Origin of the sequence: Alkalihalophilus sp. As8PL, from assembly GCF_040939795.1 — a bacterium.
In the GTDB taxonomy this organism is placed as follows: domain Bacteria; phylum Bacillota; class Bacilli; order Bacillales; family Bacillaceae_D; genus Alkalihalophilus; species Alkalihalophilus lindianensis.
In genome coordinates this window covers 757,268-783,577 of the sequence record NZ_CP162551.1, presented here as the reverse complement: position 1 = coordinate 783,577, position 26,310 = coordinate 757,268, and the positions used below count along the sequence as shown (strand labels likewise).

Here is a 26,310-nt window from a genome sequence, read left to right as displayed (position 1 = left end):
AACAGTGAGGGTTGATCGGATGAGTTTATACAGCTGTTGTAAATGTTCAATAAGAGTCACTTGGAAAAGGCGCTTAAAATCCATGTTTTTAAACGATATTACATGTGAGAATTGTAATCATAAAAATGAAATTACTATATATTCAAGAATACTAATGAATCTATTAATGTCTACAAGTATTATGGGTTCTAGCTTTTATCTATTTTCTATTTTAGAGAATATCTTCTTATCGATTCTCATTGCACTTATATTTACATCTTTAACAATCCCACTATATCCGTTTTTAGTCACATATGTTTGGGAAGATGGTTAAGGAACTGAGAGCTTGAGCTCCTTTCATTAGTGTAATGTTAAAAGTTATTATGAGAAGTAGTAGGTAGCTAGCTAGCTGGTTGCTTACTCTACCATCCCCGAAAATCTCTGAATAAACTGATTTTTTGTCGGTTTTAATCGTTAAATCATTAAAACATACTTGACTTATAGGAATTATGAGACTACGATAAGTTCATCATTTATTTATATAATTAAAATAACTTATGATAAGTCTATTTTTTGTGAGGTGGATATAGTTGCAATTTCAGGTAATGAACAGTCCATTTAATCAGGAGCAGGCAGATCTCCTTAACCGCCTTCTGCCGACTTTAACAGAGTCGCAAAAAGTGTGGCTGACTGGCTATCTCGCTGCGTCGCAAACAGCTGCATCCGAAGGGTCAGCAACAAATGGGACAGCCGAGGCACCAGTGGCAGAACTTTCTACAGAAAGCGCTGCACAACCAATCTCCAAAGAAGTAACGATTCTTTTTGGTTCACAGACTGGCAACGCGCAGGGGCTTGCAAAGAATGCAGGTAAGACACTCGAAGATAAAGGGTTCCAGGTAACTGTCTCTTCTATGAGTGATTTTAAGCCAAATAACTTGAAAAAACTCCAAAATCTTTTGATTGTTGTAAGCACACATGGTGAAGGTGACCCGCCGGATAGTGCACTGACGTTCCACGAATTTCTACACGGTAGAAGAGCTCCAAAGCTTGATGATCTTCGTTTCTCCGTTTTATCCCTTGGAGATAGCTCTTATGAATTTTTCTGTCAGACAGGGAAAGAGTTTGATCAGCGCTTAGAAGAGCTTGGTGGTACGCGTATTCAACCGCGCGTGGACTGCGATCTTGATTATGATGATCCAGCGGCAGAATGGCTTGAAGGAGTCATGAATGGCTTAAGTGAAGCGCAAGGTGGAAGTACTGCTCCGGCGGCTCAAGTAACCGCCGTAACGGAAGCAGGGGAATCAACGTATTCAAGAACGAATCCGTTTAAAGCGGAAGTGCTTGAAAATTTAAATTTGAATGGCCGCGGCTCAAATAAAGAAACGCGCCATCTTGAGTTATCGCTTGAAGGGTCTGGACTCACGTATGCACCAGGTGACAGTCTAGGAATCTACCCAGAAAATGATCCAACTCTAGTAAATATGCTGCTTCAGGAAATGAAATGGGATCCAGAAGAAATTGTGACGGTTAATAAAAAGGGAGACGTCAGGCCGCTTAAAGAAGCGCTCACTACTTACTTTGAAATTACCGTTCTAACAAAGCCACTCTTAGAGCAGGCATCAAAGCTTACAGCGAATAAAGAGTTAACAGACCTTTTAGCTGCTGGTAATGAAGCAAAATTAAAAGAGTATATTGAGGGCCGCGATTTGCTAGATTTAGTTCGTTCATTTGGTCCGTGGGGTGTATCGGCGCAAGAATTTATCTCAATTCTGCGTAAAATGCCAGGACGTCTTTATTCCATTGCGAGCAGCTTATCGGCGAATCCTGATGAAGTACACTTAACCATCGGTGCCGTTCGCTATCAGACTCATGGACGTGATCGTAGTGGAGTATGCTCTATTTTATGTGCAGAGCGCTTGCAACCAGGTGACACGCTGCCCATTTACATTCAAAATAATGAAAATTTTAAACTCCCAGAAAATCCAGATACGCCAATTATTATGGTTGGACCAGGGACTGGGATTGCGCCATTCCGTTCGTTCATTCAAGAGCGTGAAGAGGCAGGAGTGGAAGGGAAGTCATGGTTATTCTTCGGTGACCAGCATTTCGTCACCGATTTCCTTTACCAGACTGAGTGGCAAAAGTGGTTGAAAGACGGTGTGCTGACGAAAATGGATGTTGCATTTTCACGTGACACAGATGAAAAAGTGTATGTCCAGCACCGTATGCTTGAACACAGTAAAGAGTTGTTTGAGTGGCTTCAAGAAGGAGCGGCTGTTTACATTTGTGGAGATGAGAAGCATATGGCGCATGACGTACATACGACTCTTATCGATATTATTGAAAAAGAAGGCAGTATGAGCCGTGAACAAGCGGAACAATATCTTGCCGACATGCAACAGCAAAAACGTTATCAGCGTGATGTATATTGATTTTCGATTGGAAGGAGAACATACAACATGGGGAACCAAATTTTAAAAGCGCCAGACGGCCCTAGCAGCGATGTTGAGCGCATTAAGAGTGATAGTAACTTTTTGCGTGGGACATTAAAGGAAGTCATGCTCGACCGAATTAGTGCGGGCATTCCAGATGATGATAATCGCTTGATGAAACACCACGGTAGCTACCTGCAGGATGACCGAGATCTTCGTAATGAGCGCCAAAAGCAAAAGCTTGAACCAGCCTATCAATTCATGCTGCGCGTTCGTATGGCAGGTGGGGTAGCAACACCAGCTCAATGGCTTGTTATGGATGAGCTTGCTCAAAAGTATGGGAACGGAACGTTAAAGCTTACAACACGTCAAACGTTCCAAATGCATGGAATTTTAAAATGGAATATGAAGAAAACGATTCAAGAAATCCATGCCTCTATGCTTGATACGATTGCAGCATGTGGTGATGTGAATCGTAATGTGATGAGTGTGTCAAACCCAGACGAATCACATATTCATACAGAAGTGTATGAGTGGGGAAAAAAGCTAAGTGATGATTTATTGCCACGTACAAGAGCGTATCACGAGATTTGGTTAGATGAAGAACAAGTTGCCTCTACACCAGCAATAGAAGAAGTTGAACCGATGTATGGTCCGCTTTATTTGCCACGTAAGTTTAAGATTGGAATTGCTGTACCCCCGTCGAATGACATTGATGTGTATTCGCAGGATCTTGGGTATATTGCGATTATAAAAGAGGGCCAGCTTCTCGGATTTAACGTAGCCATTGGTGGCGGGATGGGCATGTCTCATGGTGATAAAGAGACGTATCCACAGCTTGCTAAAGTCATTGGTTTCTGTAAGCCAGATCAAATTCTTGATATTGCAGAAAAAATCATCACAATTCAACGTGACTATGGAAATCGTTCGGAACGTAAAAATGCCCGCTTCAAGTACACGGTTGACCGCCTTGGCTTGGAAACAGTGAAGGCTGAATTAGAAAACCGTCTCGGCTGGAGCTTGGATGAAGCGAAGCCTTATCACTTTGATAGTAACGGCGATCGTTACGGCTGGGTGAAGGGTGTTAAAGGAAAATGGCATTATACGATGTTTGTAGAAGGCGGACGTATTGTCGATACAGATGATTACAAGCTGATGACTGCTGTACGTGAGATCGCTAAAATCCACACGGGTGATATCCGACTGACGGCCAATCAAAACTTAATCATTGCCAATGTATCGAGCCAGAAAAAGAAAAAGATTACCGAACTGATCGAACAATACAGTTTGACAGATGGTAAGCAATATTCCGCTCTACGCCGCAGTTCCATTGCCTGTGTAGCTCTTCCGACATGCGGCCTTGCGATGGCGGAAGCAGAACGCTACTTACCAACTTTAATTGATAAAATCGATGAAATTGTTGATGAGAATGGACTACGTGACAAAGAGATCACGATTCGTATGACCGGCTGTCCAAACGGCTGTGCTCGCCATGCATTAGGTGAAATTGGTTTTATCGGCAAGGCTCCAGGCAAATACAATATGTATCTTGGTGCAGCCTTTGATGGTAGCCGCCTAAGCAAAATGTACCGCGAAAACATCGGCGAGGAAGAAATCTTACGTGAACTTGGTGTGATTCTACCTCGCTATGCAAAAGAACGTCAAGAAGGCGAATATTTTGGTGACTTTGTCATTCGTGCAGGTATTATTGATGCGACGACTGACGGTACGAATTTCCATGCATAATAAAGATAAAGGAGAGACAGGGATACGTTCCTGTCTCTTTTTGTATTTCAATCTAATTTTTTGAAAAATTAGAAGAGCATATTATAAAGTCTCCTTGTATGATGGATATGAAAGGGTGATTATAAATGAACATAACTGAGGTTTCATTATGGACGAGCAATCTAAACGAGATGAGAAGCTTCTATGCAAATCTACTAGAGCTTCCTATTATGAAAGAAGACAAAGAGGCGTTTACCGTTCAAGTAGGGGCGACCACTCTTACTTTCCAGCAAACAAATGAGCTAGAGGATCCATTTTATCACTTCGCTATCAACATACCAGAGAACAAAATCGATGAAGCAAAGGCTTGGATTCAATCAAAAGTTGAATTGAATATCGAGAAAGATTCAGACGAAGTGTTCTTTAAAAGCTGGAATGCTCACGCTATTTATTTCGAGGATTCATCAGGAAATATCCTTGAATTCATTGCCCGCCATAACTTGAAAAATGGTGTGACACATCGCTTTTCATCAGATGACCTCCTCTCTATTAGTGAAGTAGGAGTAGTCGTTCCTGATGTCATTCCATTTGTAAGAAAGCTGAATCACATCGGTATACCTAACTGGAGAGATGACAGTGAGGGGTTAACACCTGTTGGAGATGAAACGGGTTTGTTTATTACGGTAAAAAAGGACCGCCGTTGGTTCTTCTCAAATAAAAATGCAAAATTTTTCCCTTTTAAGGTATCGATTGAAGGAATGGGGAGGATATCGTTTGAGGAGCAGGGTGATGATGTTGTGATCAACAACTAGATTATTCACAAGGTGTTCACTTATATGGAGGTTTCCATTATCGCTATAATAGTGAAGTATTAAAAGAAGGAATGAGGGGAATTGCCTACAACCAAAAAAGAAAACATGTATTTAGGACTGATGATGTGCATGGGAATGGTGGGCTTAGATAGTAGAAATGAAAAGGGACCGTTTATGCGGGATTAGAAGCACTGATCATTAATAAGGTTCAAATAAGGAGTTGTCATGTAGGCAACTCCTTTTAAAGCATGTTCTATCTGAAACAACCTACCAAACCCATTATTTGGTATAATTAGAAAGTTGAAAGATTTAGAAGGATAGTTTGAAAGGGGAATGAGGATGAAAGCGATAGTCCAAAGTGAATTTGGAGATGCAAATGTCTTAACCTATTCAGATGTTGAAAGACCAAAAATCAGGGGTGGAGAATGTTTAATAAAAGTTGCATATACGAGCGTGAATTATGCAGATATAAAAAAACGCAACGGGAATAAAGGAAAGGGGCATTTCCCGCTCATGGTGGGATTAGACGCAGCAGGTACCATTGTTGAAACGAGTGTTGAATCACCTTTTTCAATCGGAGACCGGGTGATCGCTTTTCCTCAAGACGGTTCATATGCAGAATATGTTATTGCAAAGGAAAGCTTAATCTTTAAGATTCCAGATAGTCTATCATTTGAACAAGCTGCAGCAATGCCAACTGTCTCAATCTTATCGTATATGCTTCTACATGAAATTGGGCAAGTCCAACATTCAGATACCATCGTTATTCATAGTGCTGCTGGTGGGGTAGGTTCCATGCTTGTCCAATTGGCTAAATTAACAGGGGTTCATAAGATTATCGGAACGGTAGGTAACCTTGATAAAGCCAATTATGTAAGGGAGTTGGGGGTTGATAGTGTCTATACCTACGACACCTTTACAGAGGAAGTGTTAAAGCAAACAAGTAATAAAGGAGCTAATATCATCTTTGATTCAATTGCTGGTGATGTCACCAGCTTGAGCTTAGATTGCTTAGCCTTGTATGGCACTCTTGTCCAATTTGGTAATAGTAGTGGGAAAGCTGGTACTTTTAAAACGAGTGACGTTCATACTAGCTGCAGAACGATCAAGGGATTTAGTTTAGGGACAACAAGAAAGCACGATCCAGCACGATTAGCACCTGTTGCAGAAAAAGTAATAGAATTATTTAAGACAAAACAAATAACTCTGCCGATCGCACAGGTCTTTCCCTTAAGCGAGGCAGCGGAAGCCCATAGTTTAATGGAAAGTCGTCAGTATGAAGGCAAAATCTTATTAAAAGTGTAAAGGGTTTGATCTTAATTGATATTAAAAGCTACTTAATTAAAGGGGAGTTATCATGCATAAAAAGCTTCTAATGCTATTAATCGTTATAGTTCTACTTTTAGCTGCTTGTGTTACCGACACGTATACTTATTATGGGGAGGAAGATCATTGGTCGGCCGAGCTAAAGATTACGCAGACGAGTGATGAGTTTGAAACTCAGGAGCTTGTACTTATCTATGAAGGTGAGGATGTGAACTCTGTTGGAGAAATTACGTACTATGTCGATAGTGTTGGCGGTTTTGGGAGGAGTGGTATTCATTTAGAAGAAAACGGAACGATCAGTGATAGTAGTGTAGCTAATCCAACGAATGCTAAAGTGACTGAACATACTGAGGTAGAAGTGACCGTTGAATGGGATGGTCAGACTGAATCCTTTATTCTTGATAAGCAGTAGAAGTTAGTTAACTCACTCACCCATAATTTATGTAGTAAGTACAATGGACTCATGCGATGGTGGAGGGATTTCTATGCTATATGACTATCAAAATAAAACGATTTTCACCAAAAGGCTAATGCTTAGACTGTTTCAAACAACGGATGCAGCAGTTGTTGTGAAACTTTGTAATAACTTTACGATTTATCAAAATATATTGTACCTCCCTTATCCCTACTCTAGCGAAGATGCAGTGTCGTGGATTGGGCATAATCTTGAAAACTTTGAGTCAAATAAATCCTTCGAGTTTGCTGTTACTGATAAAGAATTAGGAGAATTATATGGAGCGATTGGCTCTCTAGCAATCTAGCGGTTAATCACGGTGAAATAGCCTATTGGAGGGGTGAAGAATTTTAGGGAAGTGGCTATGCGACCGAGGCTGCGCAAGCTAATATCCAATTTGCATTGATGAAAAGCACTATCATAAAGTATTTGCTCATTATTTTCATTCCAATCAAGCCTCAGGAAGAGTTTTGCAAAAAGTAGGCATGAAAAAAGAAGGTATATTAATTGACCATGTGAAAAAAGAAAATCAATATGAAGACCTAGTTTACTATGGCTTGATTCATTCAATAGGGTTTTACCTGACATAATCGTCAAGAACATTATTTTCTTGACGTTGATGAATAAGATTAAAAGTACATAGTTAAAGTTTAAATCTGTCCTAAAGAATTGCAAAGGCGGGCGAATCGTTTCCTAACAATATTCTACTTCCATATCCCTGCACGCCTCACCTCTGCTATTGTAATATTGGTTTAATATAAAAAAGGGGTTAACCAGTAAAATCTGATTAACCAGGAAATACGAGGCACCTGTTAGTGAAAAAGTAGTACTGCCCCGTTTATTGAAGTCGCGTAATAACAAGATGTGCAGAAACTGGCTCTGTTCCTCCAGCGTTAGGAGTGATGGTTAGTGCCGTGGTATTGTCCTCAGGATTTCTTACAGTGAGTATTGTATTGATGGTGGTGGTTTCAATAAGAGCCATCCCTACTATCTGGGAAGTACCGGTTGCACGTCCGACCACCGTATAGGGTTGTTCAATACCATCAAGAGTTAAAACGAGTTGGCCTGGTTCGGTCACACTCACCTGGAATAAGACCTGATAAGTTCCAATTTCAGCCAAGTTGAATGTATCGTCACCAGTACGGGAAATCAATCCCCCAGCACTAATAGGTCCATCTTGCGGAAAATCTACATTCGTACCGGGGGCAACTGTCGCAGAATTATCAGGAGGCATTAATGCATAAAAGTCTGCAAAGGCTAACACTCCTCCAGCAGGTCCCTGAGGTCCTTGCTCTCCGGTATCGCCTTGAGGTCCAGCAGGTCCCGGAGGCCCTTGCTCGCCGGTATCGCCTTGAGGTCCAACTGGTCCCTGAGGTCCTTGCTCTCCGGTATCGCCTTGAGGTCCAGCAGGTCCCGGAGGCCCTTGCTCGCCGGTATCGCCTTGAGGTCCAACTGGTCCCTGAGGTCCTTGCTCTCCGGTATCGCCTTGAGGTCCAGCAGGTCCCTGAGGCCCTTGCTCGCCGGTATCGCCTTGAGGTCCAACTGGTCCCTGAGGTCCTTGCTCGCCGGTATCGCCTTGAGGTCCAGCAGGTCCTTGAGGTCCTTGCTCGCCGGTATCGCCTTGAGGTCCAACTGGTCCCTGAGGTCCTTGTTCCCCAGTATCGCCTTGAGGTCCAGCAGGTCCCTGAGGTCCTTGCTCGCCGGTATCGCCTTGAGGTCCCACTGGTCCTTGAGGTCCTTGTTCACCCGTATCGCCTTGAGGTCCAATAGGTCCCTGAGGCCCTTGCTCGCCGGTATCGCCTTGAGGTCCAACTGGTCCCTGAGGTCCTTGTTCCCCGGTATCGCCTTGAGGTCCAGCAGGTCCCTGAGGTCCTTGTTCCCCAGTATCGCCTTGAGGTCCAGCAGGTCCCGGAGGCCCTTGCTCGCCGGTATCGCCTTGAGGTCCAACTGGTCCCTGAGGTCCTTGTTCCCCAGTATCGCCTTGAGGTCCAGCAGGTCCCGGAGGCCCTTGCTCGCCGGTATCGCCTTGAGGTCCAACTGGTCCCTGAGGTCCTTGTTCCCCAGTATCGCCTTGAGGTCCAACTGGTCCCTGAGGTCCTTGTTCCCCAGTATCGCCTTGAGGTCCAGCAGGTCCCTGAGGTCCTTGTTCCCCGGTATCGCCTTGAGGTCCAGCAGGTCCCTGAGGTCCAGCAGGTCCCTGAGGTCCTTGTTCCCCGGTATCGCCTTGAGGTCCAACTGGTCCCTGAGGCCCTTGCTCGCCGGTATCGCCTTGAGGTCCAGCTGGTCCTTGAGGTCCTTGCTCCCCGGTATCGCCTTGAGGTCCAGCAGGTCCCTGGGGTCCTTGTTCACCCGTATCGCCTTGAGGTCCAGCAGGTCCCTGGGGTCCCAAAGGTCCGGGGGGGCAAATACATTTACATTTTTTACATTTACATGTTGAACATTTACATCTTTTACATCGATAATAGCTTTCACAACAATTATATGAACTAAATTTCATAATAAACCTACCTACCTTTCTTTTGTAGGTTATGATGGTAATTAATTCTTCGCTTGTATAAATACCTAAAAAAGGAATAATATTGGTTTTTTGACATTTCTATTCGAGGGTTCTGTGGTCATTCAAGTGATGATTAAGTATGCTTTAAATGACTCTTAAATGGTGGCTGAAACACAAACTGCTAATACCTCTTCTTGCAGGCTTTTAGAGAGGGTTGGAATGCAAGTCGAACGAAAGATTACGAGATTTGGAAAGAAGCAAGCTATTTATTCAATAACATTATCCAATTATCAACATATGCAAAGGCAAGAGGAGATTAAAGTCTTGAAAAAGAGATCTTGTCTTTTGTCACCACTTGACCTTTCACCTCCCATAATTTACTATTATCATAATATCTAAGAGCGATGACGAAAAAGAGTAGGCTATAAGACCGTTTCAGAGAGTGGATGGGTGGTGAGAATTCACACGGGATTATGGTTGAATGGGCTTCTGAGCTTCTAGTCTGAACAAATAGTAGGGCTAGCGGATGTCTTACCGTTAAAAAAGACTATGCATTCGGGACGTTAAGATTGTTTCTGTGCAGAATAAGTGCGTTTACGTAATGGTAAACGAATGAAGGTGGCACCACGGGTTACTCGTCCTTTTTAGGATGAGTAACCCTTTTTGTGTTTTCTGATTTTAATGAGAGGTGGGATTTGGATGAAGAAAAGAATTGTAACTGGGATCAAACCGACGGGAGACATTCATTTAGGAAATTATATCGGAGCGATCAAGCCTGCACTTGAATTAGCTAAGGATGAAGAGTATCAAGCTTCTTACTTTGTAGCTGATTATCATGCTTTAACGAAGATGCCTGAGCCAGGTGAACTCCCTCAGCTGACGAATGGAATTGCAGCGGCATGGTTAGCATTCGGACTAGATCCTAATCAGTCGATTCTTTATAGGCAAAGTGATGTACCTGAAATTTTCGAGTTGAATTGGATTTTAGCGTGCATTACTTCCAAAGGTTTAATGAACAGAGCACATGCCTATAAAGGGATCGTTGATCATAATAGACAAGTAGGAAAAGAAGTAGATAGTGGCGTGAATATGGGGATTTTTACGTATCCTATTCTCATGGCAGCTGACATTTTGATGTTAAAAACAGATGTTGTTCCAGTTGGAAAAGACCAAATCCAACATGTAGAAATTGCAAGAGATCTTGCTGAATCTTTTAATCATCATTATGGAGAAACATTTGTATTACCGCAGTTTCAAGTTCAAGAAGAGACTGCGGTCTTACCAGGGCTGGATGGTCGAAAAATGAGCAAAAGCTATCATAATACCATCCCTCTTTTTGAAGAGCCTAAGAAGTTGCAAAAACGGATCAATCAAATAAAAACAGATTCTTTGCCTCCAGAAGCACCAAAAAATCCCGATGAATCAACGATATTCACCTTATACAAAGAGTTTGCTTCCACGGAACAAGTAGAAGCTATGAGAGCTCGATATGAAGGAGGTATTGGTTGGGGGCAAGCGAAAAAAGAGTTATTTGAGGTCATGAATAACTATTTAGAAGAACCACGGGAGAAATACAACGAGTTGATGGCCTCCCCTCAAAAATTAGATGAAGTGTTAGTGATGGGTGCAGAAAAAGCAAGGGCAGTGAGTGTTCCTTTTCTAAAAGAGATTAAGCAGAAAATGGGTTTTTCTTTATAGGAATAGGATCTTTAATTGGAAGTGTAGGTTTGAATGACCTAGAGGGATAACCATATTAGAGTCACATAGTCTGCCATCAATTGTTTTAGAAATCGACTTGCTGGGAATAGAAGTGCTATATACGTATTTTGGAAATTTAAGTGTGTATCAGCATAATAAAAAAGGAGTTTTTCCCATGCGAAATCAGCAAAAGCATTATATTAATGGTGAATGGACGGAGTCGACTGGCTCTGAAACAATTGATGTCATTAATCCGGCAACAGAGGAAGTGATGGGTAAAATCAGCTCAGGTACGGAAGAGGATTTAGATAAAGCGGTAAAGGCTGCTAGGGCAGCGTTTCCTACCTTTTCTCGTTCAACAAAAGAAGAACGAATCCAGTGGCTTGAGAAGATTGTGCAAGGCTATGAAGCAAGAAAAGAGGAGCTCATAGACGTCATGACCGATGAACTCGGTGCTCCGCTATCTGTGTCAGAAGAGATTCACTATCATATGGGACTTGGTCATTTTAAACAAGCAATCGAATCCCTCTCTGACTTTTCTTTCTCAGAGGATAGAGGGGGTCATACGCTTTTAAAAGAATCGATTGGTGTGAGCGGTCTGATCACGCCGTGGAATTTTCCAACGAACCAGGTTTCTACCAAAATTGCTAGTGCGATTGCGGCAGGGAGCCCGGTTGTTCTAAAGCCAGCTTCTAAGACACCATTTGCAGCGGTGATCTTGGCCGAGGTTATAGATGAAGCAGGTTTGCCAAAGGGTGCGTTTAACCTTGTGAACGGCTCCGGTTCTGTCATAGGAAATGGAATCAGCTCTCATCCTGACATTGATTTCGTTTCCTTTACCGGTTCTGGCTCTGTGGGTGAAACAATTATGAAAAAGGCTGCGGAAACGAAAAAGAAAGTGGCATTGGAGCTCGGTGGCAAGTCTCCGATTATTGTGCTTGATGATGCGGATGTGGAAGATGCAGCAAAAACAGCTCTATCAAATATCATGACAAACACGGGTCAAGTATGCTCTGCAGGAACAAGAGTGTTTATACCACAGTCAATGAAAGAATCATTTGAGAAAAAGATAGTGGAGTTGTTGCCAACCTTCCCAGTTGGAGACCCTCGTAAGGAAGGAATTGCTACTGGACCACTAGTGTCTGAGGATCAATGGGATACTGTTCAATCCTATATTGAAAAAGGCGAGAAAGAAGCGACCCTGCTTGTCGGGGGAACCGGAAAGCCTGAAGGACTAAAGACGGGATATTACGCGAAACCGACTATTTTTACGGATGTTTCCAACGATTCCGTTATTGCTCAGGAGGAAATATTCGGACCAGTCTCAACAATTATTACGTATGAGAACCTAGAAGATGCCATTGAGATGGCAAACGATACGGTCTATGGACTGGCAGGCTTCGTAATAGGGAAAGATTCTGAACTATTAAGCCATGTAGCTTCAAGCATAAAAGCTGGTCGCATTGTCATCAATAACGCAGAAACTGATTTTAACGGCCCGTTTGGCGGATACAAGCAATCTGGAATCGGCCGCGAATGGGGTGATTTCGGAATTGAGGAATACCTAGAAATTAAATCCGTACACGGTATGCCTACATCATAAACAAAACCGTACCAGCACCGTATGCTGGTACGGACATTTTGGCTTTCATAAGTATGGTGGGGTTAGTTACTGAAGAATGAACGAAAGTAACTTGTTCCGATTTTAGTATGTGGAGATGGAATGTTGATCATAATAGGGTTGATTCATCCAAGAAGAGTTCAATCAAAGGGTTATTCCTCAACCTATAAAAGATAAGGAAGTGATTCAAATAAAAATCAAACTTTTATCTATAATCCTTCTGCTTTTTCTTGTTTTAGCGGGTTGTATGAGGCAGGGAGCATCTCCTGAAGAAGCTCTTTCAAGTGAACCTCAACAAATTTACGCTCAAAGCCATATTGATGACGTAACGGTAGCTTTAGCTTATTTAGCTGAAGATGAAATGAATGTCGCAACCGTTCAAAAGCAAGGCGACAGCTGGTATGTACTAGAAGAATTAAATTTAGGAGAGCCCTCTATTTCAAATATAGATACTGAACTAGAAGGTCGATTTGTGATTGCAGGTTTTGCTGAACAAGGTGAAGAAATAGCAGTGAATCATCTTCCACTTACCCTAAGTGATACAGGGGAAGTAAACGTATGGTTTTTAACAAAGGAAATTTAATAAGCATAACAAATGCTCGGATACAATATCCGAGCATTTTTTGTGCTTTTTTCTAGTACCAAGCTAGACAACTTGGGGTTTGAGTTTTTTGGTGACTCTAACTTGAACTATTTTATTGTCAATCATAGCTTTTACCTCAAAGTGTAGATGATGGAATTCAAACGTTTCACCTTCATAAGGGATATGTCCGAGTTCTTTGTAAATAAATCCGGCAATGGTATCATATTCTTCTGGAACTTTTGTTTTAAAGATTTCGTTAAAGCGCCGTATCGTAATTTTACCGTGACATGAAATATGTGTGTCTGTTAATTCCTGAATTAAAACTTCACCTGCATCATCAGTCTCATCCTCAATGTCTTGTCCGATCATTGCTTCAATTATATCTTCATGACTTATGATCCCTGTTGTCCCACCGTACTCATCAATGACAATAGCTATATGCTTTTTTTCCTTAAGCATCATTTTGAATACTCTTTCAATTGATACAAATTCCGTTACAAAAAGAGGGGAGTTATCCATAAAGTCCTTTATTTCCAGAGAAGGGTTTAAGGACCACTTAAGTAATAGCTTAGAATGAAAGACTCCTACAATATTGTCCATGTTGTCCTTATAAACGGGATAGCGAGTATAATTACTTTCCATGACGATCTGCCTCGCATCTTCAAATGTAACATCACAAGGAAGTCCGTCAATTTCGGTTCTTGGGGTTTTAAGTGCATCTCGTACATCTTTTGTATAAAAATCAATGGCACCCTTAATCCTTTGAGATTCTTCTTTAACAAATGTTCCTTCCGTTAAAGCGATGTCTACCATTGTTTTAATTTCTTCTTTGGAAAATCCATTTTCTTCTTTGTTACCTTTAGAAAGGATTTTAATCACGGTATTTGTAAACTTAGACAATAAATAAATGAGTGGTTTAAATAAAATAATGAGATACCTAATTACTGGAGCAACCATAAAGGCTGTTTTTGTTGAAAAGGTTGCAGCGATCGATTTTGGAAGGACTTCTGCAAAAATAATTAAGATCACTGTTAGAATTCCGGTTGCTATTCCAATGTTAATTCCATATTCAATAGCGATAATGGTGACAAGGGTGGGAAGCATAATATTTGAGATATTATTACCTATTAAAATACCCGTAATAAATTGCTCTGGCTTTGAAATTAATGCTAAAAGCTTTTGAGCTTTTTTGTCATTATTCTCTGCTCTTGATTGGACTTTTGTTTTATTCACTGCTGTTAAAGCCGTTTCACTACCTGATAAAAAAAAGGACATGAATAAAAAGAAAACTAATGCAATAAACACCGAGAACACCTCCGTATATCCTTATTTATTCTACCCGAGAATTGTTGGATAAAACATTCGGTTAAAGATTTTAAGTTGAATGAAAAGTAAAGGTACTGAACGGGAGATCCTAAGTGGCAGACGGATAATTTAAAATAAGGTGATAAATAAAAGCGCATTGGATGGTGTATATGATCCAATGCGCTTTTGTATATGTATATATTTTTTACAAAGAAGGGGAAAGCTCAGACATTTGTCTGAGCTCATAGTTTTCAACCTTTACCCATTAGACACAATATCCCCTTATAAATAAGGACACATGAAAATAACAGAATCGTCAGCACGCCTACAATCAATACTAAAGGTTCTAAGGGTTCCATAAATCCACTTAACGGAACTCTAATTAGTGCAAACCCAGCAAGAATACACGACAAATACAAAAGTGGAAAACTATTCATTTAAATCCCCCCTTAGCCTATGTCTATTCAGGAACAGAGAAGATATTTCTCGAAACGATACATTGAACAAAACATCTTCAATGTGTGGATATCATATTGGATGTCGCTCAGATAAAACGCGCAAAAGCGGAGCTTGTCGATAATATATACGCGTAGGGTAAACAATCAACTCTTGTCACGGAATCAACGAAAAAAATTCCTCACACAAAAAAAGGGAAAATCAGATACGAAATGGAAAGAAGAATGATAGAGAACGAGGTAAAAGCGTTAATTGTCCTGTTTTCACCCTTCATGAAAGAAATGGTTGAAATGATGTATCTAACAGAACAACCAGTCCTTTTAAGTGGGGAGAAGTATGAAAGCGAAGTGGGATCCCTACCACGTACACCATCTGGACAAGGAATTCGTGAGACCATTTCTTGGATTAGGGCTGAAGAATAGTTATAAGCAAAATGAAGGTTGAGAGAGGGGATTGAAAATGGGGAGAAATACAGACTCTTGGTTCACCGTGACTCAGATCGATGAGGATACATTTGCAATTAGTGAATATGGCCATTGGGAAAAGGTCCATTCTTTTTTAGTCATGGGAGATGAGAAAGCAGCGTTAATTGATACAGGCCTTGGCATCGACAACATCAAAAGAATCACAGATCAACTGACTACGCTACCAATCATTGTGATTACTACGCATGTTCATTGGGATCACATTGGAAGCCACGGTGAATTCGAAACCATTTATGTTCATAAAGAGGAAGAGGATTGGTTGATCAATGGCATCAAAAAGCTGCCAATTGAGCAAATAAGAAAAGATGTAAGCCGTGATATCACAAAGCCCACTCCAGAAACGTTTGATCCAAAAACCTATCAACCATTTAAAGGGAAGCCTACGGGTGTGCTAGAAGATGGTGATGAAATCGAGCTAGGTAATAGAACGTTGACGATCCATCACACCCCAGGTCATTCCCCAGGTCATATAGCAATCTATGATCAACGCAAAGGGTATTTATTTACGGGTGATTTACTGTATGATGAAACGCCTATCTATGCATTTTTCCCGACAACGAATCCTGTGGACTTAGTGGATTCATTAGAGAAAATCGCAAAATTTACTAACGTAACAAAGATTTATGGGGGACATAATACAATCGGACTTGATCCTACCCTCTTAAATGAAGTGAAGCGTGCGGTTGATGAATTACGTAATCAAGAACTTGTGAAGTTTGGAACAGGAATTCATCGCTTTGGGGGATTTAGTGTCCAGTTTTAAGGGCTGATAGGAGGACATGAAATAGAAGGAGGTGAACGCAATGAAGGGTGAGTCTGTGTATTTAAGAACAATCAAAAAGGAAGATCTAGACAGTTTATACGAAGCCGTTCAAGATGAAGAGATAAGGTACATGACCGGCACAAGAAGTGTGTTTTCGATGGAGCAATTATATGAGTATTATCAAAGAATCATGCATGATGAAACACGTTATGATTTTTCTATATGCCTAATAGATACAGATGAGTTGATTGGAGATTTAGCGATTATGGAAATAGATGAAGAGAATAATAAGGCTGCCTTCCGAATGGCTTTGCATCACCCCAATCACTTCAATAAAGGGTACGGCACAGAGGCTCTTCAACTAGCACTGCAATTTGCTTTTGACACGCTTAACTTAAATCGACTACAACTCGAAGTATTTTCACATAACGTTCGAGGCATAAAGGCATACGAAAAAGCAGGATTCAAAACTGAAGGAGTAATAAGAGAATCCCTTTATATTAACAACCTCTATTCAGATGAAATCATTATGGGGATGCTGAAGAAAGAGTATGATGCGATGAAAAATTCATAGCGATTAGGTTACTTATTTCAAGAAAACGTAACCTGTTTATAGTTAATGCATCCTTTGAAACCAAACTCTAATTCGATCAACAATCCACAACCCTAAAAAAAAGCCGACTATAGATAGCACGGTGATGCGAAAGGCGCTGACCGTAACATCGAAATTTTGCTCCCACACTTTGACGGTTTCGTTAGGGTGGATGTATTCAATTTGAAAGAATACAGGTTCTCCTTGATACAGAAAGAAGGAACTGGTTGCGCCGACCAGGATACCCATAATGATTGAAAGCCATATTTTTTTCCTCACATCATCACCTCCTTTTAACGTCGTTTTATATTGTATGAAAAACCAGGACGAAACATATCTCGTCCTGATGTACGTTATACATATTGAAGGGATTCAATTGGGTTGGAGTTTAGATTTAATAGGTTGAAAGATTGAATCTATTTTTCCTGTTAATATGAAATATATGGTATTATAGAGAAAAAAAGCAAGCGGTAATTGGAATCACATTTAGCGATGCAAGTAAATCCAAAGAGGTCTTTGCAAAATTAGAAGAAGGTGGCGAGGTGACGATACCGCTGCAAGAGACTTTTTGGAGTCCGTCATACGGACAAGTCACTGATCAATTCGGTGTGAGTTGGCAGATCTCTACGCTAACGAAGGAAAATATATAAGAAGTCAGCATCAGGCTGGCTTTTTTTATGCTTAGATTTAGTAAGAAGAGGGTAATAGTACCTTTAGGGAGTAAATTTGTCAATTCAATTGAAAATCCTACTTACGAGTAGATTCACTTGAGGTCGAAAACTATCGGAGGATGCATCTATATGGATACAAAAAAGGAATTAACAGTAGGTGGAGTGGAGTTAAAGTGGGATCTAGAAACGGGCGATGTGTTGTTTGAGAATGGTGACGTTGTCTTCTTCTGGATTTCAGCAATGAAAACCTTTTTTGATACAATAAAAGAAATTTCAGGGGTAGAAGCAACGAAGCTTGTCTTTGAAACGACTGGATTCCGTCAGGGACTAATCGTTGGCGAAGGCTTTCGTGATATTAAAAATATTGATACAACCAATGTAGTGGAGTGGCTGTCTAATACGTATGCAACGGCTGGCTGGGGGAAAGTAGAGATTAAAGAAATCGATCTTGAAAATGATACATTTAGTCTTTATATCCAAGATGATTGGGAATACAAAATGAATCAATTGGATGATAAGAACACAAAAGGGATCTTTGTTCCTTCCCATTATGCAGGCGTTTTATCAGGGCTATTCCAAAAAAACTATTGGTATAGTATCGTTCAGTATCAGGATGAGAACCATCCTCATAGTATCGTGAAGTATTTCCCTTCGGAAGTGAGCATCCAACATAATATCCATGAACTCTCAAGGCGACAGGAAGCAGAGAAAATTGCTCAACTTGAAGAGCTAGTGAATGATAAAACAAAGGCATTACAGGAGCTAGTAAAAGAATTATCTTCTCCCATCATCCCTGTTTTAGAGGACATTATTGTGGTTCCGATGATTGGTGTCTACGATCGTGAGAGGACGGAAGATTTATTAGATAACATCCTCATTCAACTTCCAAAATACCAAGCTAAATACTTGCTGTTAGATTTAACCGGATTAAACGGAAGTATGTGCAAACATACAGCAATGGCTATTGATAAGTTAGGCTCAGCAGCACGATTGCTTGGAACAGAAGTTATTTTAGTTGGAATCTCTGCAGAGCTCGCTTTAACCATTACAAAGACGTTAACAAATTTGAAAGAATACGAATGTCTCCAGTCATTGCAACACGGGATTTATTATGCGTTAGGCAAAAGTGGACGAAGAATCGTGTAGTAGAGAAAAGACCGAACAGGATTAGGTTTGGTCTTTTTTCTGTGATATGGGTGATCTATATTTTTTTTACGCATTTTAGGATAAAAATGTATTTCATACGAATACTACCTCTTGAGAACAAAGCTTGCATTAAGTCTTAACGATAAGCTTGCAGGCAAATAAAAGGAGGGTTTTTTTATGGGTAAAAAAATGGCACTGGTACTCGTAGCATTTGCGATGATCATCTCGTTCTCTGCAAATGTGTTTGCAGCAGAGGAAACAAAGAAGGACATCGTTGATACGGCTGTAGCGGCAGGTCAATTTAATACGTTGGCAGCTGCATTAGAGAAAGCAGATTTGGTAGAGGCGCTTAAGGCAGAGGGGCCATTCACGGTATTCGCGCCGACTGATGAGGCTTTTGATAAACTTCTACAAGAATTAGGAATTACAGCTGATGAATTATTAGCTAGAGAAGACCTATCAACGATTCTTCTCTATCATGTCGTACCAGGTAAAGTCTTATCAGGGGACCTGAAGGACGGAATGAAAGTCAAAACTTTAGCAGATAAAGAAGTGACGATCTCACTTAATCCGACAAGAGTGAATAACTCAAATGTGGTCACACCAGATATCCAGGCTTCAAACGGTGTGATTCATGTGATTGATGCGGTGTTAGTGCCGTAATGGAGGAAAAGGAATGCTCGGATTCAGATCCGAGCGTTTTAGTATAGCTTTCATACAAGGATACCAATAAAGACGTTGGTATCCTGTTTGCTTTCCACCCATTTTATAAGAGTAATGGAAAAATTTATTGACAGTTAAAAATAAAGCGCTTACACTAAATGTAGTTATTAGTTGGCGAGCGCCAAGTAGAAAAGTGAAAGAGTTGTTCGTATGGCATTGAGTAAGGAACGTCGTATTGGTCGACATGCTATTATGTTGTTGCTCTCAGATGATTCTGAGCAAGAATTGGCAACACTGAAGCAGTCGAATTGGAATGGTTGTACAGGTAAAGTGGGTTCAATGGAAGCGCATAAGGTCGTAGCAGCTATTGAAACGGCTGCAAAGAAAAATGGGATTATCCAAACGAATATCTATCGTGAAACGCATGCCTTGTACCATGCCATTATCGAAGCCTTACATGGTGTTACGAGAGGCCAGGTTCAACTAGGTTCTGTTCATCGGACCGTGGGGTTATCGTTTGCTGTGCTAAGAGGCAATCCTTATCTGAATGAGTTAGAAGGAGATTGGATTGCGGTTTCATTATATGGAACCATTGGTGCACCTGTTAAGGGATCAGAGCATGAAGCGATTGGACTCGGAATTAATCACATATAATACGCCCATAGTATTTTAGTAAATAGGGGGCTATATCTTGGAATCTTCTTTGGAGATTTCATTGATATAGTCCCCTTTTCTATTGTTCCTTTACTTGCCTAAAGTGAAATGAAGAGGAGAGAGAAAAAATGGTTCTATTAAACGGTCAGACGTTAACATTCGATGAAGTGAAACGAGTATTATTTGATGGAGATAAAGTGGGATTTTCAGATGAGAGTCGCAAGAAGGTGGAGAAGAGTCGTCAAGCGGTTGAGAAAATCGTTGCTGAGGAACGCATTGTATACGGGATTACAACGGGATTTGGGAAGTTTAGTGATGTGTATATTGATAAAGACAATGTTGAAAAATTGCAACTTAATTTAATTCGCTCTCATGCATGTGGAATAGGGCAACCTTTTCCTGAGCTCGTCTCAAGAGCCATGCTTCTATTACGTGCCAATGCTTTACTAAAAGGCTTCTCTGGTGTCAGGCCAGTTGTGATTGAGAGGTTGTTAGACTTGGTCAATGCTCATATTCACCCCGTCGTTCCTGAGCAAGGGTCGCTTGGTGCGAGTGGGGATTTAGCGCCATTATCTCATCTTGCACTTGCGTTAATTGGGGAAGGAGAAGTGTTTTATAAAGGTGAGAAGGTTCCTACTTTAACAGCTCTAACAAAAGAAGGCATTTTCCCGATTACGTTAACGGCTAAAGAGGGCTTAGCTCTTATTAATGGTACGCAAGCGATGACGGCAATGGGTGTGGTTGCCTACTTAGAGGCAGAGAAGCTCGCTTATCAATCAGAGGTGATTGCCTCGGTGACGATTGAAGGTCTAAGAGGAATCATTGATGCATTTGATGAAGATATTCATCTTGCTAGAGGCTACAAGGAACAAGTCGAAGTAGCAGCTCGTATTCGTGATCATTTAGCAGACAGTGAATTAACAACGAGGCAAGGTGAACTACGTGTTCAAGATGCGTATTCAATTCGTTGTATTCCTCAAGTTCACGGTGCCACTTGGCAGACATTACATTATGTCAAAGAGAAGCTCGAGATTGAAATGAATGCGGCAACCGATAATCCACTTATTTTTAATGACGGAGATAAGGTGTTATCAGGGGGCAACTTCCATGGACAACCGATTGCTTTTGCAATGGACTTCTTAGCGATTGCAATGGCAGAGCTTGCCAACATTTCGGAGCGTCGAATTGAGCGTTTAGTAAATCCACAACTGAATGATTTGCCACCGTTTTTAAGTCCAGAGCCAGGCTTACAATCAGGTGCCATGATTATGCAATATGCTGCGGCATCGCTTGTTTCAGAAAATAAAACACTCGCTCACCCTGCAAGTGTCGACTCGATTCCATCATCAGCTAACCAAGAAGACCATGTGAGCATGGGAACGATCGGATCAAGACATGCATATCAAGTGATCACGAATACGCGTCGTGTGCTTTCGATTGAGACGATTTGTGGCTTGCAAGCAGCAGAGATTAGAGGGGTGGAGAAAATGGCATCATTGACTCGTCATTTCTTGAATGAAGGAAGAGAGATTGCGCCAACAATTAGCGAAGATCGTGTCTTCTCAAAAGACATTGAAGCAATTAATACGTGGTTAAAAGAAAAGACCTCAACAGCAGGAAAGATAAATAAGGATGAAATGCATTCAAAAACAAGATAAACGAGTTTACTTACCTAGTAACATTCACATCGTTCTAGGTAAGTAGATTTATTTTAATAATGAATAACTGAAAATTTTAAATTGATTGAGCATACATAGGTGATAATCAGAGGGGGTCAACCGTTTGCTAAATGCTGTTGTTATTTCAGTCATTGTTATGGTCGTACTAAGTTTATTAAGAGTAAACGTTGTGTTAGCAATCTTGTTTGCTGCTCTAACAGCTGGTCTTGTTGCGGGGCTAGATGTTGTTGAAACGATTGATATGCTTGTCTCAGGTATGGGTGGTCAAGCAAGTACCGCACTTAGTTATATTTTACTTGGAGCGTTTGCGGTGATGATTGGGTATTCTGGGATTACCGGATTTTTAGTAAGGCTATTGATTAATGCCCTAAAAGGGAAAAAAGCGTTCATGCTGCTTACGATTGCAGGGGTTGCGAGTTTATCTCAAAATGTAGTGCCTGTACATATTGCGTTTATTCCAATTTTAATTCCACCACTATTGCATTTGTTTGATAAAATGAAGTTAGACAGAAGAGCCGTTGCGACTTCTCTAACATTTGGATTGAAAGCACCTTATATTATGATTCCAGCTGGTTTTGGTTTGATCTACCACGGAATTATTTCTGGGGAAATGCAAGCAAATGGCATGGAGATTGCGATTACACAGGTCCCACTGGCGATGCTTTTGCCAGGGTTAGGGATGGTAGTCGGTTTATTGATTGCGATTTTCTTTACCTATCGAAAAGACCGGGTCCTCACGCCTGAAACAGAAGTAGAGTCTGAAATTGCTGCGACTTCTGAAGTGGAAAAGCAATCTTTTACAATGAAGCACTTCTTAACGATTGTGGCGATTATTGCGACATTAGTTGTGCAGCTGACTTTTGACTCGTTAATCTTGGGAGCGCTTACAGGTATTGTCTTAATGTTTGGATTTAGAGTTGTTCCGTTTAAACAAGGAGATCACTTTGTGAATGACGGGATTAAGATGATGGGGATGATTGCCTTTGTGATGCTGATTGCATCGGGTTATGCAACGATTCTAAAAGAAACAGGGTCCGTTGAGACATTAGTAGAGGCATCAACTGCGTATCTGGGTAATAGTATGTTGCTAGCGGCGATCCTGATGCTACTAGTTGGATTGTTTATCACGATGGGGATTGGCTCATCATTTGGTACGATTCCGATTCTAGCGGCTTTGTTTGTTCCATTATGTCTTGCTCTTGGCTTTTCGCCACTAGCAACGGCTGCATTAATTGGAACAGCGGGTGCGATTGGAGATGCCGGTTCACCCGCTTCAGATAGTACGCTAGGGCCGACTGCTGGTTTGAATGCCGATGGAAGACATAATCATATTTGGGATACATGTGTCCCTACGTTTATCCATTTTAATATTCCGCTCGTTATTTTTGGTTTAATCGCGGCGATGATTCTTTAAGTGAATAAGTTTACAAAAGCACCCGCATATGTGATGTGGGTCTTTTGTGTAGATAGAAGGTGTTAGAAATGGAAATTTATTTAGTAGCTAAAGATGAATTGGAAGCACAAGGGATTCGCTGGATGATTGAGTCTCATTTTACAGGAGTTGTTTTAACAAGGTTTGAGAGTGTCGATGCGTTAGAGGCAAGCATTCAAAAGCAGAAGCCTGATTTGATTATTCTAGATATGGATCGTTGGAAAAATGAGAGGGCGCAGTTCGAAGAGTTGATGCATCATCAACTGATTCGCTGGCTATTTATCTCATCTGAGCGTATGTTTCAGACAGCGTATCGTGCTCTTCGCTTTCGAGCGGAAGATGTGTTGTTTCGCCCGTTTTCCCCAGATGATTTAATAAAACATATTCAGCAAATTCGCTTTCATTTGCGTAATCATCAGGAGTCAGCGAATGGAATGTTGATTGATTCGCTTGACCCAAAAGCGATTGATTACTCTGATCTGTTCTTAGCAGACAGGGAATATGAGCATCAAGTGACGATGGTCGCTTTTCTTACGCCCGATGCCGAGACGCTTCCACTTGTATATCAAGCAGTGCAACGGTATTCGTTTAGAGGATTTCACGAAGTGTTTGCGCTAGCAAACTTCATCTTATGTGTACAGGAAACAAAAGAGAAGAAGCTCGTTCAAGAGGAGTACTATGCGTTTTTAACAGATTGGAAAAAGAAGATGGATGAACCGTTAGCTATTGTGATGAAGACGGCATCAAAAGGGAGCTCACTAAAGAAAACGTACCAGGAAACAACGCAACTAACGAGAAGAATCTTCTTTGAAGGCTATGACATTATCATAGAAGAAAGGGAAGACCATTGGCCTTTAGAGATGGATCCATTTTTGACGCCACTTGAGCAGCGGCAATGGATCGAAATGCTAGAAAGACGAGAGATTCCAGCGATTCGTGAATGGTTAGAAAAAGAATTTTTAACTTTCACCTCCCCATATCCTGACCCAGAGATCGTTCGCATCCGATTAACGAGTGTGTTAGCTCAAATCCGGCGTCATATGAAATCATACAATCTAGTCGACGGGGCCCTTGAAGCCTTTTACCATAAAGTGTTCCAGCAAATCATCCATACACCGGTCGTCTATCAAATTGTTCAAGAGTTACTCGCCTTCACCACAGAGCTCTTAGGACAGAATCATGAGTATTTGCAAGAAGGCCCTCGAACATTTGTGGAAAAAGCGAGGGAGTTAATCGAATCGAATTATTGGGATGCTCAATGGAGTTTAGAAGATTGTGCGGAGGCGCTGCGGATGAATAAAAGCACGTTAAGCCGGCGCTTTAAAGCAGAATCAGGGCAAGCATTCAGAGAAACCTTGCATCATATTCGAATCCGAGAAGCTAAGAAGCTATTAAAGGAGACTGACTTGTCATTAGAAGAAATCTCTCGATTGACCGGTTATTCACATCAAACCTACTTTAATGCTAAATTTAAATTGATTGAAGACTGCACACCGACAATGTATCGAAGTGGAGCTTAATGGCAGAAGTTTCCCTGATCAAAACAGTTGAATCAAAGCTAGGAATGTGTATAATCGTAAGTAATTGTATAGGAGAAATGCTTTCTAGGGTTCCGTAGCAGAATGGCTAGCCTGGTCCGAGAGAAAGCTCACAGCCAAGCTGTGCCACGGAGGGAGAAAAGCCCGGGAGATCACTGTTTACAGTATCTCCTGGGCTTTTTTTGTTTTGATCGAAACAGTAAATCGGAGGGAAGTATGATGAACTGGTTAAAGGTGGTTATTGCATCTGTTTTTGAAGTCGTTTGGGTGATCGGTCTAAAGCATGCGGAAGGTGTGTGGATGTGGGCAGGGACGATACTTGCGATAGGTGTGAGTTTTTATTTAATGATTATGGCAGGAAAAAGACTGCCTGTTGGCACGGTGTATGCAGTCTTTGTCGGGTTAGGAACGGCTGGAACGGTGTTAGCTGATATTTTTCTTTTCGGAGAGCCGTTTCAATTAAGTAAATTAGTGCTGATCCTACTCTTGCTTTTAGGAGTAATTGGTCTGAAAGTATCGACTAATAAACAACAGGCAAAAGGAGTTGAATCGTAATGGCATGGTTTTATTTAATCGCAGCCGGGGTAATGGAAATAGTTGGTGTAACGATGATTACGAAATTGCATCAGGAACGCAGCTGGAGGAATATCATTTATTTAATTGGCGGATTTGGAACAAGCTTCATCTTTTTAGCACTAGCGATGGAGAGCTTGCCTATGAGTACGGCTTATGCGATCTGGACTGGAATAGGGGCATCAGGTGGTGTCTTGATTGGGATGACTGTCTACGGCGAATCGAGAAATGTGAAACGAATTCTCTTCCTTTCAATGATTCTAGGAGCAGCTGTTGGTCTGAAGCTCATTTCGAAATAGCCAATAGTATAATAAAACTTGCCAAACCATCAACAATCGTTGCACAATAATAGATATATAAATAAAAGGGGTAATTAGCGATGTCAAGTATGTATGAATTTTTTAAAGGAAGAACGTGGAATTTAACGGAGGAATGGTACGCTGCGTTAGATAAAACACAAGAAGGTATCTATGGGACTAAAAATGAAAAAAAGATTCAAACATTAAAAGAGCAAAATCATCAGTTTCACGTTAACTTTTGTGAACTGTTTAATGAAGAAGCGAAAGACACCGTCTCTAAATTTAATACGTGGTTAAATGAAATTGCCAAGGACCAATCCCATTTGAATACGCCATTAGACAAAATCATGGGGGAATTCTTTAATGTACAGAATCAATATTATCAACTTGTTCAAGAATATGTCCTATTGAATGATCAAAAACCTTCGCATCAAGAAGTGTATGAGTGGAATCGTGTTATTGCAAATGCGTTTAAAACGATTCTTCAGGAATTCAGCAAAAGGCATCTTCAAGAGTCAGAGAGGCTTTTGCAGTCTCAACAAGAAATGATCACCGAATTAAGCTCACCTGTCATTATGATTAAAGATGACATTGCGATACTGCCTTTAGTAGGGGATATTGATACATATCGAGCAAAGGTGATCTTTGATAAAACCCTTCGAGCATGTAACGATGGGGCCATAGAACATCTTGTTATTGATCTATCAGGCGTTCCGATTATTGATACGATGGTTGCCAATCAAATTTTTCAAGTGATGAGTGGTCTTGAGTTAATTGGCACAAAAGCGAGCTTATCAGGAATTCGACCGGAAATAGCGCAGACGGCTATACAATTAGGCATTAACTTTCATAATATCCCGACGTATTCATCATTGTCCCAAGCCTTATCAACACGTTTAAATTAAACCTTTTATAAAGATGCTTAGA

Annotated in this window: 26 protein-coding genes, 1 pseudogene, 1 riboswitch and 1 other annotated feature; of the genes and pseudogenes, 23 read left to right on the top strand and 4 right to left on the bottom strand. The window is 41.0% G+C overall.

The window, feature by feature from the left end; translation table 11 throughout:
- Positions 1-19 precede the first annotated feature (19 nt).
- From AB3N04_RS05495 to AB3N04_RS05465, 7 genes are all read left to right on the top strand, one after another.
- A complete protein-coding gene (locus tag AB3N04_RS05495; protein WP_368505102.1) occupies positions 20-313 on the top strand; it encodes a TIGR04104 family putative zinc finger protein in 294 nt (97 codons plus the stop codon).
- A 256-nt stretch (positions 314-569) separates the two neighbouring features.
- Positions 570-2,411, top strand: coding sequence for an assimilatory sulfite reductase (NADPH) flavoprotein subunit (locus tag AB3N04_RS05490; protein WP_368505101.1), 1,842 nt, complete (start codon positions 570-572; stop codon positions 2,409-2,411).
- A 27-nt stretch (positions 2,412-2,438) separates the two neighbouring features.
- The gene (gene cysI, locus AB3N04_RS05485) at positions 2,439-4,157 is read left to right on the top strand and encodes an assimilatory sulfite reductase (NADPH) hemoprotein subunit (RefSeq protein WP_368505100.1); all 1,719 of its coding nucleotides are present in this window, start codon (positions 2,439-2,441) and stop codon (positions 4,155-4,157) included.
- Between the two features lie 125 nt (positions 4,158-4,282).
- Positions 4,283-4,948: a VOC family protein gene (locus tag AB3N04_RS05480; RefSeq protein WP_368505099.1), complete on the top strand. Its 666-nt coding sequence runs from the start codon at positions 4,283-4,285 to the stop codon at positions 4,946-4,948.
- Between the two features lie 339 nt (positions 4,949-5,287).
- Complete coding sequence (locus AB3N04_RS05475; protein WP_368505098.1) at positions 5,288-6,253, top strand: zinc-binding alcohol dehydrogenase family protein; 966 nt, start codon at positions 5,288-5,290, stop codon at positions 6,251-6,253.
- Between the two features lie 52 nt (positions 6,254-6,305).
- On the top strand, positions 6,306-6,686 hold the full coding sequence (locus AB3N04_RS05470) for a hypothetical protein (RefSeq protein ID WP_368505097.1): 381 nt from the start codon (positions 6,306-6,308) through the stop codon (positions 6,684-6,686).
- A gap of 73 nt (positions 6,687-6,759) precedes the next feature.
- Entirely contained in the window at positions 6,760-7,035 is a 276-nt protein-coding gene (locus AB3N04_RS05465; protein WP_368505096.1) for a GNAT family N-acetyltransferase, read from the top strand.
- Positions 7,036-7,566: 531 nt separating this feature from the next.
- On the opposite strand, the gene AB3N04_RS05460 is transcribed toward AB3N04_RS05465, so the two are convergent.
- Both AB3N04_RS05460 and AB3N04_RS05455 read right to left on the bottom strand, forming a co-directional pair.
- Positions 7,567-7,992, bottom strand: coding sequence for a hypothetical protein (locus tag AB3N04_RS05460; RefSeq protein WP_368505095.1), 426 nt, complete (start codon positions 7,990-7,992; stop codon positions 7,567-7,569).
- On the bottom strand, positions 7,986-9,077 hold the full coding sequence (locus tag AB3N04_RS05455; RefSeq protein WP_368505094.1) for a hypothetical protein: 1,092 nt from the start codon (positions 9,075-9,077) through the stop codon (positions 7,986-7,988). Before AB3N04_RS05455 ends, AB3N04_RS05460 begins: the two co-directional genes overlap by 7 nt.
- 543 nt (positions 9,078-9,620) lie before the next feature.
- Positions 9,621-9,871, top strand: a binding site (T-box leader).
- 53 nt (positions 9,872-9,924) lie between these two features.
- Here AB3N04_RS05455 and AB3N04_RS05450 point away from each other — a divergent pair.
- From AB3N04_RS05450 to AB3N04_RS05440, 3 genes are all read left to right on the top strand, one after another.
- A complete protein-coding gene (locus AB3N04_RS05450; RefSeq protein ID WP_368505093.1) occupies positions 9,925-10,923 on the top strand; it encodes a tryptophan--tRNA ligase in 999 nt (332 codons plus the stop codon).
- A gap of 175 nt (positions 10,924-11,098) precedes the next feature.
- Positions 11,099-12,526, top strand: coding sequence for an aldehyde dehydrogenase family protein (locus tag AB3N04_RS05445; RefSeq protein WP_368505092.1), 1,428 nt, complete (start codon positions 11,099-11,101; stop codon positions 12,524-12,526).
- A gap of 265 nt (positions 12,527-12,791) precedes the next feature.
- Positions 12,792-13,127 (top strand): hypothetical protein, encoded by a 336-nt coding sequence (locus tag AB3N04_RS05440; RefSeq protein ID WP_368505091.1) that lies wholly within the window; start codon positions 12,792-12,794, stop codon positions 13,125-13,127.
- Positions 13,128-13,190: 63 nt separating this feature from the next.
- Here AB3N04_RS05440 and AB3N04_RS05435 read toward each other — a convergent pair whose 3' ends face one another.
- Positions 13,191-14,432: a hemolysin family protein gene (locus AB3N04_RS05435; RefSeq protein ID WP_368505090.1), complete on the bottom strand. Its 1,242-nt coding sequence runs from the start codon at positions 14,430-14,432 to the stop codon at positions 13,191-13,193.
- A gap of 668 nt (positions 14,433-15,100) precedes the next feature.
- On the opposite strand from AB3N04_RS05435, the gene AB3N04_RS05430 reads away from it, so the two are divergent.
- Genes AB3N04_RS05430 through AB3N04_RS05420 form a run of 3 tightly spaced genes read left to right on the top strand, consistent with a single transcriptional unit; the run spans position 15,101 to position 16,710 of the window.
- Positions 15,101-15,310 carry a hypothetical protein gene (locus tag AB3N04_RS05430; RefSeq protein ID WP_368505089.1) on the top strand — a complete coding sequence of 70 codons (210 nt, stop codon included), beginning with the start codon at positions 15,101-15,103 and terminating at the stop codon, positions 15,308-15,310.
- A gap of 37 nt (positions 15,311-15,347) precedes the next feature.
- Positions 15,348-16,136, top strand: coding sequence for an MBL fold metallo-hydrolase (locus tag AB3N04_RS05425; protein WP_368505088.1), 789 nt, complete (start codon positions 15,348-15,350; stop codon positions 16,134-16,136).
- Positions 16,137-16,176: 40 nt separating this feature from the next.
- Positions 16,177-16,710: a GNAT family N-acetyltransferase gene (locus AB3N04_RS05420; RefSeq protein WP_368505087.1), complete on the top strand. Its 534-nt coding sequence runs from the start codon at positions 16,177-16,179 to the stop codon at positions 16,708-16,710.
- 42 nt (positions 16,711-16,752) lie between these two features.
- Here AB3N04_RS05420 and AB3N04_RS05415 read toward each other — a convergent pair whose 3' ends face one another.
- Positions 16,753-17,007, bottom strand: coding sequence for a hypothetical protein (locus tag AB3N04_RS05415; RefSeq protein WP_368505086.1), 255 nt, complete (start codon positions 17,005-17,007; stop codon positions 16,753-16,755).
- 209 nt (positions 17,008-17,216) lie between these two features.
- Between AB3N04_RS05415 and AB3N04_RS05410 the strand changes: the two are divergent.
- The 10 genes and pseudogenes from AB3N04_RS05410 to AB3N04_RS05365 form a co-directional block, all read left to right on the top strand.
- Positions 17,217-17,378: pseudogene (locus tag AB3N04_RS05410) on the top strand (VOC family protein); the annotation flags it as partial.
- A 150-nt stretch (positions 17,379-17,528) separates the two neighbouring features.
- Positions 17,529-18,545, top strand: a complete 1,017-nt coding sequence (locus AB3N04_RS05405) for an STAS domain-containing protein (RefSeq protein ID WP_368505085.1) — start codon at positions 17,529-17,531, stop codon at positions 18,543-18,545.
- 177 nt (positions 18,546-18,722) lie between these two features.
- Positions 18,723-19,208: a fasciclin domain-containing protein gene (locus AB3N04_RS05400; RefSeq protein WP_368505084.1), complete on the top strand. Its 486-nt coding sequence runs from the start codon at positions 18,723-18,725 to the stop codon at positions 19,206-19,208.
- A 210-nt stretch (positions 19,209-19,418) separates the two neighbouring features.
- Entirely contained in the window at positions 19,419-19,862 is a 444-nt protein-coding gene (hutP, locus tag AB3N04_RS05395) for a hut operon transcriptional regulator HutP (protein WP_368505083.1), read from the top strand.
- Between the two features lie 128 nt (positions 19,863-19,990).
- Positions 19,991-21,520: a histidine ammonia-lyase gene (gene hutH, locus AB3N04_RS05390; RefSeq protein ID WP_368505082.1), complete on the top strand. Its 1,530-nt coding sequence runs from the start codon at positions 19,991-19,993 to the stop codon at positions 21,518-21,520.
- A 124-nt stretch (positions 21,521-21,644) separates the two neighbouring features.
- The gene (locus tag AB3N04_RS05385; RefSeq protein ID WP_368505081.1) at positions 21,645-22,955 is read left to right on the top strand and encodes a Na+/H+ antiporter family protein; all 1,311 of its coding nucleotides are present in this window, start codon (positions 21,645-21,647) and stop codon (positions 22,953-22,955) included.
- 68 nt (positions 22,956-23,023) lie between these two features.
- Positions 23,024-24,493, top strand: a complete 1,470-nt coding sequence (locus tag AB3N04_RS05380) for a helix-turn-helix domain-containing protein (protein WP_368505080.1) — start codon at positions 23,024-23,026, stop codon at positions 24,491-24,493.
- A gap of 73 nt (positions 24,494-24,566) precedes the next feature.
- Positions 24,567-24,664: riboswitch (guanidine-I (ykkC/yxkD leader) on the top strand.
- Between the two features lie 66 nt (positions 24,665-24,730).
- Positions 24,731-25,066 carry a multidrug efflux SMR transporter gene (locus tag AB3N04_RS05375; protein ID WP_368505995.1) on the top strand — a complete coding sequence of 112 codons (336 nt, stop codon included), beginning with the start codon at positions 24,731-24,733 and terminating at the stop codon, positions 25,064-25,066.
- Positions 25,066-25,383, top strand: coding sequence for a multidrug efflux SMR transporter (locus AB3N04_RS05370; RefSeq protein ID WP_368505079.1), 318 nt, complete (start codon positions 25,066-25,068; stop codon positions 25,381-25,383). Before AB3N04_RS05375 ends, AB3N04_RS05370 begins: the two co-directional genes overlap by 1 nt.
- Positions 25,384-25,463: 80 nt before the next feature.
- Positions 25,464-26,288, top strand: coding sequence for an STAS domain-containing protein (locus AB3N04_RS05365; RefSeq protein ID WP_368505078.1), 825 nt, complete (start codon positions 25,464-25,466; stop codon positions 26,286-26,288).
- Positions 26,289-26,310: the final 22 nt, after the last annotated feature.